This window comes from Rhodocytophaga rosea (assembly GCF_010119975.1).
GTDB classification, from domain to species: Bacteria; Bacteroidota; Bacteroidia; order Cytophagales; family 172606-1; genus Rhodocytophaga; species Rhodocytophaga rosea.
The window spans coordinates 500,804-514,087 of the sequence record NZ_CP048222.1; the positions used below are offsets into that span (position 1 = coordinate 500,804).

The window sequence follows — 13,284 nt, forward strand, 5'->3', positions numbered from 1 at the left end:
ACTCATTAATGTGAGCACCAGGTTTTACTAAAGAGATATAGCGCTAAAATTCAGGCATATATAATCGTAATACTTAGTACACTCTACACAATCTGCATTTGTTATGGCTGCAACGGACAAAAAACATATCCCTCCCCGCTGGGCAGAAAAATTACTGGAATGGTACTGTCCGGCTGAATCGCTGGAAGAAGTGCAGGGAGATTTACAGGAATTATACATATACTGGGTAGATACGCATGGCAAATCAGAAGCAAACCGCTGTTACATCTGGTGTGCCTTCCGTTTGGCCCGTCCTTTCCAGCAGAAACAACCGATACGTTCGCATTTACAACCTAATACTTTTGGTATGATAAGCCATTACTTAAAAATCGCCCTGCGAAATACTTCCCGGCAAAAGGCTTTTTCCTTCATCAATATTTCCGGACTGGCACTGGGTTTAGCCTGTAGTCTGCTGATCGGGCTATATGTCCAGGACGAATACAGCTACGACCGCCATTGGACAAACAGCGGCCGGATTTTCAGGCTCAATCAAACCAGCCGGTTCGAACAGGAGCAGAAAGCATCTACTGTTGCCCTGCCAGCCGGCCCGGCAATTGCACGTTCAGTCACTGGCGTAGAAGCGGTCACCAGGTTATTCATCCGGAGTGGTAGCATACAGATCCTGGCAAACCAGGGACAGAAAGCCAGGTTATTTCAGGAACGGGAAGTAGCCATGGTAGATTCATCTTTTTTCAAGGTATTTTCCCTGCCATTGCTCTACGGAAATCCGGCAACAGCCTTAAATACACCAGCTAGTGTGGTCATCTCCAGGGAAATGGCGCAGAAATATTTCGGCGATAGTAATCCCATGGGTAAAGTGTTGCGCTATGAAAATATAGCCGATCTAACCATTACCGGCGTATTTGCTGATCTGCCCCGGAACACAGATTTTACCTTTGATTTCCTGGTCAATTTTGACATCCTGTTTGCCGTGGAGCAGCCCTCTATTGCTGAATTTATGCAGAAAGACTGGTTATATAATCCGGCAGAAATCTTTTTGAAACTATCACCGGCCAGCAGTACCGCGCAGGTAGAAGCTCAATTTCCGAAACTGCTCGAACAAAGCGGAGATGACCGGGTAAAAGCGCATATACAATATTATTTACAAGCCCTGCCTGAGGTTCATTTGTATTCAGGAGAACTCATTGGTGTCCCAAGCAGGGGAAGCATTCAATTTGTGGTGTTACTCTCAGCCATAGCCGGACTTACATTGCTGGTAGCTTGTTTTAATTATATCAATTTGAATACTGCACAGGCACTCCGCCGGGCAAAAGAAGTAGGCTTACGCAAAACCCTGGGAGCCGCCAGAAGCCAGCTGGTCGGGCAGTTTATGGGAGAAGCTTTTCTACAATCTATACTGGCTTTTTGCCTGGCTATATTACTGGCCTATATACTGCTGCCCTTCCTGAATGAATTAGGAGACAAACAGTATGTGTTTCCGGATTTTCTCCATCCGCAATTGCTGTTATTTGCAACCGCTTTATTAGTTCTTACAGCTTTACTTTCCGGCGCCTATCCGGCCTTGTTTACTTCCGGTTTTTTGCCGGTTGTTGCCTTGCGGGGAAAAATCAGCCAGGCTGTTTCCAATAAGCAGAGATTACGGCAAGTACTGGTGATTGTGCAGTTCAGCGTAACCCTGGTACTGATTACAGCTACTATCGTTATTTATCAGCAGGTAAGTTATTTACGCAATAAACCATTGGGTTTCCAAAAAGAGCAGGTAGTAGTGATTCCCCTGTTTGGCAGTGGTAACTCGGTGAATATATCGCAGGGGGTAGATGGCCCTTTCCGCATGCGGATGAATACATTTGAACAAGCCCTTTCTCAGAACATACGTATTCAGGGCAGTACTGCATTATCGGCAATGCCTGGGAGTGGATACTTACGTTCGCTGGTCGTGCCGGAAGGATATACGGAGCAGAGCAATATTTTTGTATCCTGGGTTTCGGTCGATTACGATTTTCTGCCTACGCTCCATATTCCGTTTCTGGCCGGACGGAATTTTTCCAAAGAAACCGGAACAGACCATTTGCAGGCGTTTGTTATCAATGAATCGGCTGCCAGAACATTTGGATATGCTTCTGCTGAAGAGGCGGTAGGCAGACCCATTCAACGGGGTGGAGAAGGCGGAAAAAAAGGAATAATTATCGGCGTGGTAAATGATTTTAATTTTAATTCTTTGGACCAGCCCATGGAACCGCTGATTATTGACATTGAAGTGCCCAGGTTCGGCGTATTCGCCGTTACTATTGCTTCAGACCATATCCCTGAAACGTTAGCACAGCTAAAAGAACAATGGGAAGCCTTTTTTCCTGAACGGGTATTTGAATATACCTTTCTGGATGAAAACCTGGATGCACAATATAACCGGCAGGAAAAATTAAGCCGCTTATTATCCGTTTTTTCGGGCTTATCCATTCTGATTTCCTGCCTGGGTTTATTCGGACTGGCAGCGTATATCACCTATCAGCGTTCCCATGAAATTGGTATCCGGAAAGTACTGGGGGCAAGTACCGGCAGCCTGGTGGCCTTGCTTTCACGGGATTTTATACGGCTGGTATTGCTTGCCAACCTGATTGCCATTCCGCTGGGCTGGTATTTGCTTCACCAGTGGCTGGAAACATTTGCAAACCGCATTTCCCTGCAACCCTGGGTATTTATTGGTGTCGGCGTATGTACCCTGCTCATCGCTTTCCTTACGGTTTCTTCCCAGACTTTTAAAGCTTCTGCCATGAATCCGGTGAAGACTATCCGCAGGGAATAAGCCGGTAATTAAAACTAGTATAAAGTATAGCAGTAAAAGTCTTTGACATACACCTCTTGCTCTGCTTTAAACATTATACCTCAAACGCTGAATTACTTATTAATGCCGGTAACTGGCCTAGTCAGGATTGGTATGTGTCCAGATGGAGTTGTAGATGACAGGCCTGAATTCAGTGGCAATAGAAGCGGCTTGTTTCATGTGTTTCTGGGCTTCTTCATTTCTCAGCATATTCAGAAAATCTTCCAGGGTTGCCCATTGTGCATAATTGGTTACCGTTTTTTTATCGCCGCTGCTATGCAGGTTAGCCGAAATATATCCAGGCAGATGGCACATCACTTTTTCAGTGGCTTCCTTCAGGACTTCGAATAATTCCTGGTGTTTATCGGGTGTTACTGTAAAAACATTAATCAGGGTACAATAGTGATTTGAATCATCAATGGTAGTCATAGCAAGGAGTATAGGATTTGGGAAAGCAGGTAGTATTGCCCGGCAGGCTAACTGGCTTTATAACGGAACAGGCAAAGTTCTCGTTGCTTAGCAAAGAGGTATTTCTCAGGGTACCTATCACTATTCTGACCTCAGGTACTTCTATATCACTGGCAAACTTTACTTTTCCTCGTGATCGGTTCCCTGGTAAATCCACATAGACTGGGTTTCGCCGGCTTTTACAAATCCGCATTTCTGATAGAAATCTACGGCTCTGCCATCAGCTACCAGGACTTGCTGGTGAAAATGCCCGTATTTTTCCTGCATTTTATTCATGATCATCCTTCCAATTCCCTGTCCCTGATAGGCAGGGTGCACCAGTAAATGGGGATAATATACTACCAGAAAACCATCCGACAACGCATTTCCCAGTCCTACCAGTTGCTCTCCAGCCCAGGCCGTTATGAGCGAATGAGAATGCATCAGTCCCTGAAATAACAGATCCGGTTTTTTAGCAGACGACCAGTCGTTGGACTGATATAAGGAAATCACGGCTGCTTTGTCTATATTAAAATCTTCTCTCAGAAGTATGCGCATAGGTGTTTCTTAAAATACCAGAAATGTGTCATTCTATGTTTTTATCATGGGTGTATTGCCGAATAACTGGAGTTGTTCTTGGCTACTGGGTGGATAAACAGTTTTAATAAAGCGGAATCCGAGTTTTTCTAACAGCCGGATGGATCTGGTATTTTCTGGCAAAGCGATAGCCCAAAGTTGTGGAATGGAGAACTGCTCTGTTGCATATTTTATTATTTCGCTTGCTATTTCGTATGCATATCCCTTACCATAATATGCAGGCAAAAACGCAAACCCGATATCCGGATGTTCCAGATAGTCCCGTTTAATAAGGCCACATAGGCCAATGGCATTGAAGTCTTCTTTCCGTTCCACCAGCCATAATCCGAATCCATGTTGTTTATAGCTGCTAAAAGGCCCTTTCTCCAGGTATTGCAAAGCCTGCGCCTTTGTTTTTACCTGCCGGTCGCCAATAAATTTTATCCATCCCGGGCTGTTGAGCAGCTCAAGGATAAAGTCTGTATCATGTATTGTTAATTCTCTTGCTTTGAGGCGTTGGGTTTCTGCAATATATTTCATTACCTGTGAATCTGTTCTTATGTAACAAGTAGTTTAGGGCTGCTATAATAATGACAATACCGGAAATAGCGGATGTTCATGCAGGTAATTGATTTTTTGTAATTTTATAATGAACAGACAGATTTTATTAGTTTACCTATTTTACTATATGCAAGCGTTGGGCTTCTCTTTCAATTTCGCAAATTTTAGCCACAATTTCATCAGGAAACCACAATGGAGTTTTGATACCATCTGCATTTTTGCTTCTGGCTCCCAGATGAAACAGCCTCATTAATAGCGTAAAATAAGGTACTAATTCCAGCTCCAAAGAGGTTAAGGGCAACAGCTGAGAATAGCTTTCTAAAAAGGAAGTGATATTGTTTTTCTGGTGCCGCTCATAAAAACAGAAACTGCCTATATCATACAATAAAAAACCATTCCCACTAAAATCAAAGTCAAACATTGTCACCTTATCAGTACCCGGTTCGATAAATATGTTTTCGTAATGAGGATCTCCATGGCATATACCAGTTTTCAATTCCTTTCGTACAATGGGAGTCAATTGCCGGGTTAGGATTTCAAAAATTTGTTCAAGTTTCCGGTATACGTCCAGGTAAGTTGGTAATATGGTTTGAATAGCCTGGCGTGTTCCATCCAGAATACTTGTAACGGAGTAGTTTCTTTGCAAATGGCTAACGTGCTCACCCTGCGTGATCTGATGCATCTGCGCCATATAGCTTCCAAACAGAGAAGCCTCCCTGGGGCTAAGTGAGGACAATTTTTCTCCAGCCGCATACGAGAACAAAACGGCCAATCGCTCCCCTTCCGGACTGATTATTCTATGAATGAAAATTCCCTGTTTGTCGGCAATAGGAAAAGATACTGAAAGCCCTTGTGCATGCAAAAACAGGAGTACCTGTAATTCAGCCTCTACCTGCTCAAAGGTTTTCCACCCGGCTCTATAAATTCTTAAAACATATGTTACAGACGTATCTTGTACCAGATAGGTGTCATGCATCCCCTGATATAAAAACAGCACCTTTACTTGCCCGGAATGCGGATAAAAAGCCAGTAATTCCTGTTGTAAAGCCTGGGATGAAATGACCGAATAAGATACGGGAAGAGTCAAAACTGGGCTTGTATGCATAATTTTGCAAGTATTATTCAGGCACATACCTCGTGAGAAATAGTTAAACTTCCCTGTGTTCAAAGGCAATTGCTTTACACAGGCATTATTTTGCAGCTTGAGGCATGCTAACAATAAACTTGTAAGGGCAGCTTGTTGAATGAAACATCAGACAATTTTCACAGTAAGTTTCCTTCAATCAATAGAATCTTCTCTACAGACTGATCTTTTAAAGGCAGGTGCTGGCGTCTTTCCTTATCATCCCGGTAGCTTTCGAAATCCTTTCTGGACTGAAAAGAAACCAGATGAATCTCATAGGGTTGTCCCATGGTGCTGGCAATTACATTGTTCTGTGTTGGCCTTATCCGGTAAAGCAACTCGCCGTTATGTCTGCTGACTAAAGGTAATACCTGGTCCTCGAACTTGTGAAACAGCTCTGCCTGGCCTTCTTTTAGGAATATGAGTTGGGTATAATAGATCATATATTAAAATAGAGTTACGCTTGGCCTGTAAAATAGCGATTTAGATTGTTTCTACAGATAATTGTGAAACAAATATATAGTTCACTTATGGTTAATATCTGAATCATTTTCAGTGGGCGTTTTTATGTAAAAAACTCACAAGTTATCTTCTGCTCTTTCAACCCAGCCAGGCGTTTTATGTATGGCCTCACGTAAAAGCAAATTCAATTGTGCCGTATGATGTTGCACATGCCTCATATTATAAAATAGTATTTCCAGCACAGAGTAATTCATATCGCCGCCTTCCTCTATCCATCGTTCTGTTGATTTTTCCTCAGTCAATCCTGCAATTAACCTCTGGCACTTCTCGCGGCTATAGTGAAGATAGTCGAGTAATTCCTTTTTACTATAGATTCTGTCTGGGATTACATCTCCTATCGCCTCGTCTGCTATTAGGTCCGAGGTGGCGATCGTGAAAGGCAAGGGGGATGAAAAGTTTGACGGTGGATGGGTAAGGTAATAATCCAGAAATACCAGACAATGATAGGCATTGTAAAAAAACTTTTTGTCGGTATACCAGTATTCGTCGGGCCATAATATGATTGCATTTTTCAGCATATCAATGCTTGCTCCGAATTGTTTCCATACACTTTCTTTTAATTCTTGAAACATATTTATTTATTATTGAAATAAGTGGCAGATTATTAAATAAGGCTATATGCACAGCCATTTTCAGCTATATATCTAACTGAGAGCATTAATCATTGTTTTTTCATTCAATCAGGTTTACTTCCATATATTTTGTACCAGTAATAGGGTTAAACCGGTAGGGAGCAATTTCATAAAATCCTTCATTCGTGTATAAATGAATAGCTGACAGCATGGTTGGCAAGGTATCCAGTCTCATTTTTGCATACCCAAGTTCTTTGCCAACATTAATCGCCTTTCTCAACAATTGCCTTCCCAGGCCAAGTCCTCTGGCTTCGGTTCTCAGATACATTCTTTTAAGCTCACAGATAGAATTTTCCAGCTTTCTGATGCCAAAACAACCCATAGGTATTTTATCATCGGTATAAGCAATAAAGAGTGCGCCATAAGGTCTAGCGTATTCCTGGGATATATTCTCAATTTCTTTGTTAAAATTTTGAAAAGATAGGTCCACACCAAGTTGCGAAGCGTATTCTTTAAACAGATCAGCCGCTACCAGGTATTCATTCTCAGTCTGTACCTCTTTTATTTCAATCATCTGTACTTCGGATTACTGGCGAGCTAATACTTCCGGATCATGCTACTAGAGGCAGGTGAGCTATATTTCATTTCTGCATCGTCCAGCACCAATACCCAGTCACTATGGTCAGGCTCTTGTGTAGGCTCAAATTTCATCAAGGTTTTTTTGTTCAATGTACCGATTTTCTGAGCGTCTCCGGTTTTGGGATTATACCACCAGGCGATAATCCGTTTGCTGCTGATACCAGACATATCAAGCTCAATTTCTTTAGTGAGGGGCAAATACACCAGTATAAATTTACCCTTACTATCTCGTAATACTTCGATCCTTTGCGCGGCCTCTCCTTGCCCTTGTGTAATTATATTGGCATCAGGCACACGATTTTCGGATGGCCTCGATTCTATTAATTGCCGCAGATAGCCTGCCTGAAAAGCGCCTGGTCTATCCAGTGCATTCACCCATCCCCGGTCAGGAAAATTTAAGGCTTCTACCCTTTCGTTGAAAAACTGCCAGATAGCATGATGACCATAGCTAACACCAAAAGCTCCGGCAAACACAGAACGGTAGAGTTGCTTACGGACATCGTAATCTCTGAAATAGCCATTATCTACATTCCATTTTGGCCAGGGGCTTACCGGGTGATCTTCATAATTTGGCTCAGAATCCAACGTAGGCTTCGCGGGCGATAAGGATCTGTCTTTTTTCACCATATCCCATACCGGCGCATCTTTACGTCCATGGCTGGATTGTATCATATTAAAATCAAGCCATGGTTCTGTATGCAGCCATTCAGACGATGAACGTTCGCCATTTGGATGATACGTGATCAGGCATTTTTGATTAGTGCCCTCTATAATACCTTTTGCCATTTCTCTCCAGATAGGTTTAAAATCCTGGGTATTCGTTGTGGCGGCTTTATCTCCTCCCAGTACCCAGATGATATTCGTATGTTGTGCATACCTGCTACCCAGCCATTTACCTATCGTATTGGCCTGTAAGCTATTTAACTCTCCGGATACGACAAGGTCGCCCCAGGTAGGCACCATTGCCAGATACATATTTCTTTCTAGGGCATACTGTAATGTACTGTCAATAATGGTAAAGTACTTATCGTTTGGAACCCACTGACCGTTGAGCGGGTGTAACATCATTTCCCCATACCGGTTCTGTTTTCCCACATCGTTGAGCGTGAGACAACTCACCTGAATGACATTGAAACCTTTGGCTGCCCGGTTATCCAGATACATTTTGATTTCATTTAAGGTAAGCCTGCTAAATAGTTCCCAGGCAGTATCACCCAGCCAGAAAAAGGGTTTCCCATTTGCATATTGCAGGCTTCTCCCATTCTGGCTCACTTGCAGACGGTATTTTTCCTGTGCAACAGTGGAGAGAACAAATGTGCAGGTTATAACTATAGCGAGTATTACTATTTTTTTCATTCCCTAATCGTTCATCTGAAAACAGGTAACCATAATAGGTCAAATACAAATGAATTGCAATAGCAGCAAGCTATATTCTGGCTGGAATCATGGAAAAACCAATCGAATACAGAAACAGAGAATCGGAAATTCCTACTTGTTGATTCATACTACCTTGAAACCGGATTGCACTTTTATGGTAACATTTGTTCTGCCAGCTACAGGATATACGCCTTTCAACTCGTAACTTGCAGATCAATCATGAAGGCTGCCCCTTGAAAAAACCAAAGATCCTGCTGATTACACCTCCGCTCACCCAGATCAATACACCTTATCCGGCAACGGCTTATATCAAGGGTTTTCTGGGCCAGAAAGGGTTTGAGGTGGTACAGGCCGACTTAGGAATTGAACTCATTCTGCGCTTATTTTCAAGAAAAGGCTTGCAGGAAGTGTTTACCATCGCCAGGCAATCGCCTGCCGCGGCACTTCCGCCGTTCAGCCGCCTGTTACATCTGGAGAAGAATTACCTGCAAACGATAGATTCGGTCATCCGCTTTTTACAAGGGAAAGACGCTACTCTTGCCACCCGCATCAGTTACGGAGGTTTTCTGCCAGAAGGAGGACGTTTCGAAACACTGGAAGACCTGGAATGGGCTTTTGGCAGCATGGGTATTGCCGACCGGGCCAAATTCCTGTGTACCTTATATCTCGAAGACCTGGGCGATCTGATCACGGCCTGCGTAAGTCCATATTTTGGGTTTAGCCGCTATGCCGAAAAACTGGCACTATCTGTCACTTCGTTCAATCCGCTGGAAAATGCGCTCAACGAGCTGCCCACCCTTACCGACCGCTTGCTGGAAGAAATTTTGCAAGAATATCTGAACCTGGTTCAGCCAGATCTGGTGGGTTTTTCAGTACCTTTTCCGGGAAATGTATATGCCGCCCTGCGTTGTGCCAGAATGATCAAACAAACCCAACCTCACATACAAACGCTGATGGGCGGTGGTTACGTAAATACAGAACTGCGCAGCCTGAAGGAGTCCCGGATTTTTAAATACATTGATTATATTACCCTCGATGATGGAGAAAGCCCACTCTTGCGTATTATCGAGCACTGGCAAGGATTACGCTCCCAGGAAAATCTGCACCGGACGTTTATATTGCATCAGGGGGAAGTAGCCTTTTTCAATGGTTGCCAGCAGCGTGACATTGCCCACACCGAAGTAGGTACACCCGATTATTCAGACCTTCCTTTAGACAAATATCTCCAGGTAATTGAAATCGCTAACCCCATGCACCGGCTCTGGAACGATGGCCGCTGGAACAAACTTACGGTGGCTCATGGCTGCTACTGGAAAAAATGCTCCTTCTGCGATATTACCCTCGATTATATCAGCCGCTACGAAACTGCTCCGGCTGCTTTACTTGTCGACCGTATTGAAACCATTATCGCCCAGACCGGCGAAACCGGTTTCCACTTTGTGGATGAAGCGGCTCCTCCCCTGGCTTTACGTGATCTGGCCATTGAGATTCTGAAACGGGGTATTTCTATTTCCTGGTGGACCAATATCCGCTTTGAGAAAACATTCAGCCCGGATCTCTGCCGTTTGCTGGCTGCTTCCGGCTGCATTGCTGTTTCCGGCGGATTGGAAGTAGCTTCTGACCGTTTGCTGGCATTGATGGAAAAAGGCGTTACCGTAGAACAGGTAGCAAAAGTAGCTCATGCCTTTACGCAGGCGGGCATCATGGTACATGCTTACCTCATGTATGGCTTTCCTACCCAGACCACCCAGGAAACCATCGATTCCCTGGAAGTAGTACGCCAGCTAATGGAAAATGGTGTAATTCAATCCGGGTTCTGGCACCGCTTCTCTATGACGGCCCATAGTCCGGTAGGTAAAAATCCGGCAAAATACCAGGTACATGCCATTGGTCCGGAAGCTGGTTTGTTTGCCAATAACGATCTGATTCATGAGGACCCTACTGGTGGCAATCATGAACAATTTGCAGAAGGGCTTTCCAAAGCTATGTTTAATTATATGCATGGGGTGTTTTTTGAAGAACCCGTCAACTACTGGTTTTCTTTCCGTACCCCCCGGACCACTATTCCTTCTCAACTGATTAACCGGGCACTTTCATTGCCAGCCAAAAGTGATCTGCTTCGATTAAATAGCCGGGTACTCTGGCTGGGAAGTTTACCACAGGTGCAATATTACATTGAGAATAAAAAGGGGAAAGCCAGAACGATTGCCTTAATTACTTTCTATAACCAGACGGAAGATATAGAGATTAAACTGCCGGAAGAACAAGCCAGATGGCTACTAACCCTATTTCCTCAACTCATGCCTGAATCTGAAAAGCCTGTCCTGTTAAAAGACCTGGTGCACTCCTTTCCGGTTTCGGCTATTCACACATTTGAATCATTTATTGGGCAAACTGCCTGGAAAACGTTACGCTCCACTGGATTGGTGCTTGTTTAATAAAAGGTTAACTTTTTATTGAAAATGGAGAAAGAAAATATAAATCTGGAGTTACTGGATTTACTACAGCAGCATGGAATACAGGCTGCACTGGTTAACGGGCAAGTCAAAGTAAAAACCCACCCACAGCTTACCATTGACTCACAGGTAAACTTTCAGGAGTATCCCCAAGGTGTTGCTTCCCAACTGGATGTATTAGTTGAGACACCAGACCAGCAAATTGTGGAATGCTTTGGAGACATTGGGGAAACCAAACAACAAGCCAGGCAAAACAATATAAAAAACTTCTGCCGGAATTCTTTTCATCCGCTTATCGCTTGTTTTTTTGATTATCCAATACAGGACATAAATGTAGAAACCTGGCAGATCGACTCCCAGACTTATCAGGTTTATATCGGGAATTATGGCACAAAGTCAAATGCAGGAGTTGTAAAAGGTATTCCTGATACCTTATTCTCCCAACTGGAAAACTACATCAAACAAATCCCTTTTAATCAATCCTATCATTGGATCAGGTGGTATATCCGATACAATCAGGGCGTAGTAGATCCTATTGAGTTTTTAATAGATAATCAGCCGGATGAAGGAGGCAGTAAGGTGATAGAAGCCATACAATGGCCCAGATCTGATGGGTATTATAGTGTTCGTCAGTTTATCCTACTGAAGAAAATTACCAGGTCAACATCATATTCAGTTGAAGTCCGCAGAAATAGTATATGGTCCTGGTTAAAAAGTTTAGGTAAATAAACCATTAATAATTCAATAGGTTGCTCTCCCTCCGGAAATATCAAAGATAAAACCTGTATTAAAACTAGCCTCTTTGGAAACAATCCAGGCAGACAGGGCAGCTACTTCTTCTACAGTGCCCATGCGTTTCATTGGAATTTTGGCCGTCATATAGGCAAGCTGCTCGGGGGCTGTATCGGCATTCATGGCTGTTTTAATCACGGCTGGTGCCAGTCCGTTTACGGTAATGCCGGTTTCTGCATATTCTTTTCCTATTCCTTTTACCAGACCAATCACCCCTGCTTTGGTAGCCGAATAGCCTGCCATATACGGATTACCCTCTTTGCCGGCAATAGAGGCAATGAGCAGAATGCGCCCATACTTATTCTTTTCCATCACCGGCAAGCAGTATTTAGTTATCAGAAAAGCGCCTCTCAGATTTACCTGATATACCTTATCGAAATCTTCCACCGAATAATCAGTAATCCCAGTGCTGGTAGGTCCGACGATACCTGCAGCATTCACCATAATATCTAAACGGCCAAATGCTTTTTCAACTGCTTGTATGCCTTGCTGTACCTGGGTTTCCTGGGAAATATCCACCATATAACCTTTTACAGAAGTATAGTCCTGTGTTTGAAGGGAATCTACCGTTCGATCAAGAGCTTGGTTATTGAGGTCAAATAGGGCAACGCTGCCTCCTTCTGAAACAATTCTGGTGGCAATGGCTTTTCCTATGCCATCAGCCCCACCGGTAATAATGGCAACCTGGCCTTTGAATCTGTCGGACATACGATAATTTGCTATAAGAATAATTTCAAAATTTCAATATGGATAACGCCGATGTATGCGTCGTTTAAATTTACCTTGGTTTTAATAAATAATAAAAATTTAAATGACGCATACATACTGTTGTACGCCGTTGTCGGTTCTATTTTTCGTCTATAAATGTTTAATATGCCAGCCTGCAAAAGGCTTAACGGTTGCACAGTTTGGGCCTCCGTCCCTGCCCGTTCCAGGAACACTAGTTTGTAGCATTGATTTGCCGCTTAGCGAATCAATGTCCGTCCAGGTAATTCCTGCTAAAGGGATCTTAAGCCGTCTTGACCAAGTTGTATCAGATTGGCCAGCATACGTTCCGATGTCGATATATACAAACTTGTTATCTCCGGAGCCTTGAACAAAACTGCCTGACAATTTGGGAAATTTGTCTTTTTTTCTGTCACCCTTGACTTCAAGTGTAAAAGCAAAAGTTAAATCGTTGGATGTAGAAATTTGTTTTTGCACTGTTTCGTAATTGTTACCAGATCCCTTTTGCAGGCCAAAAACTACGGCTGGCGTAGGTTTAATAAGAATGATTTGAAGTGTTATTTCAGATTCCACTTTATCAACGAAGTTAGTAAGGCTTGTCAAGTTACCGGTTTCAATTAAAATGGCATACAAGGGTTTGGCTATGCGGCTTGCGACCGATAAGGGAGCATT

At 43.3% G+C, this 13,284-nt stretch carries 13 protein-coding genes; 3 read left to right on the forward strand and 10 right to left on the reverse strand.

Annotated elements, in window-relative coordinates:
- Positions 1–103 precede the first annotated feature (103 nt).
- Positions 104–2,803, forward strand: coding sequence for an ABC transporter permease (locus tag GXP67_RS02195; RefSeq protein ID WP_162441639.1), 2,700 nt, complete (start codon positions 104–106; stop codon positions 2,801–2,803).
- 117 nt (positions 2,804–2,920) lie between these two features.
- Here the strand turns inward: GXP67_RS02195 and GXP67_RS02200 are convergent, their stop codons facing one another.
- The 8 genes from GXP67_RS02200 to GXP67_RS02235 all read right to left on the reverse strand — a co-directional run bounded on the left by GXP67_RS02200 (position 2,921) and on the right by GXP67_RS02235 (position 8,617).
- Complete coding sequence (locus tag GXP67_RS02200) at positions 2,921–3,250, reverse strand: antibiotic biosynthesis monooxygenase family protein (protein ID WP_162441640.1); 330 nt, start codon at positions 3,248–3,250, stop codon at positions 2,921–2,923.
- 159 nt (positions 3,251–3,409) lie between these two features.
- Positions 3,410–3,826, reverse strand: coding sequence for a GNAT family N-acetyltransferase (locus GXP67_RS02205; RefSeq protein ID WP_162441641.1), 417 nt, complete (start codon positions 3,824–3,826; stop codon positions 3,410–3,412).
- Between the two features lie 33 nt (positions 3,827–3,859).
- Entirely contained in the window at positions 3,860–4,384 is a 525-nt protein-coding gene (locus GXP67_RS02210; RefSeq protein ID WP_162441642.1) for a GNAT family N-acetyltransferase, read from the reverse strand.
- A 136-nt stretch (positions 4,385–4,520) separates the two neighbouring features.
- Positions 4,521–5,510 carry a phosphotransferase gene (locus tag GXP67_RS02215; RefSeq protein WP_162441643.1) on the reverse strand — a complete coding sequence of 330 codons (990 nt, stop codon included), beginning with the start codon at positions 5,508–5,510 and terminating at the stop codon, positions 4,521–4,523.
- Between the two features lie 158 nt (positions 5,511–5,668).
- Positions 5,669–5,971, reverse strand: a complete 303-nt coding sequence (locus tag GXP67_RS02220) for a DUF1330 domain-containing protein (protein ID WP_162441644.1) — start codon at positions 5,969–5,971, stop codon at positions 5,669–5,671.
- A gap of 135 nt (positions 5,972–6,106) precedes the next feature.
- Positions 6,107–6,622 (reverse strand): DinB family protein, encoded by a 516-nt coding sequence (locus GXP67_RS02225; protein WP_162441645.1) that lies wholly within the window; start codon positions 6,620–6,622, stop codon positions 6,107–6,109.
- A gap of 100 nt (positions 6,623–6,722) precedes the next feature.
- Entirely contained in the window at positions 6,723–7,196 is a 474-nt protein-coding gene (locus tag GXP67_RS02230; protein ID WP_162441646.1) for a GNAT family N-acetyltransferase, read from the reverse strand.
- Positions 7,197–7,219: 23 nt separating this feature from the next.
- Positions 7,220–8,617: a glycoside hydrolase family 140 protein gene (locus GXP67_RS02235; RefSeq protein WP_197901636.1), complete on the reverse strand. Its 1,398-nt coding sequence runs from the start codon at positions 8,615–8,617 to the stop codon at positions 7,220–7,222.
- Between the two features lie 254 nt (positions 8,618–8,871).
- Between GXP67_RS02235 and GXP67_RS02240 the strand changes: the two genes are divergently transcribed.
- Complete coding sequence (locus tag GXP67_RS02240) at positions 8,872–11,076, forward strand: B12-binding domain-containing radical SAM protein (protein ID WP_162441647.1); 2,205 nt, start codon at positions 8,872–8,874, stop codon at positions 11,074–11,076.
- A gap of 24 nt (positions 11,077–11,100) precedes the next feature.
- Positions 11,101–11,823 carry a DUF6348 family protein gene (locus tag GXP67_RS02245; RefSeq protein ID WP_162441648.1) on the forward strand — a complete coding sequence of 241 codons (723 nt, stop codon included), beginning with the start codon at positions 11,101–11,103 and terminating at the stop codon, positions 11,821–11,823.
- Between the two features lie 12 nt (positions 11,824–11,835).
- Here GXP67_RS02245 and GXP67_RS02250 read toward each other — a convergent pair whose 3' ends face one another.
- A complete protein-coding gene (locus GXP67_RS02250; protein ID WP_162441649.1) occupies positions 11,836–12,594 on the reverse strand; it encodes an SDR family NAD(P)-dependent oxidoreductase in 759 nt (252 codons plus the stop codon).
- Positions 12,595–12,744: 150 nt separating this feature from the next.
- Complete coding sequence (locus GXP67_RS02255; protein WP_232064881.1) at positions 12,745–13,245, reverse strand: DUF5990 family protein; 501 nt, start codon at positions 13,243–13,245, stop codon at positions 12,745–12,747.
- Positions 13,246–13,284: the final 39 nt, after the last annotated feature.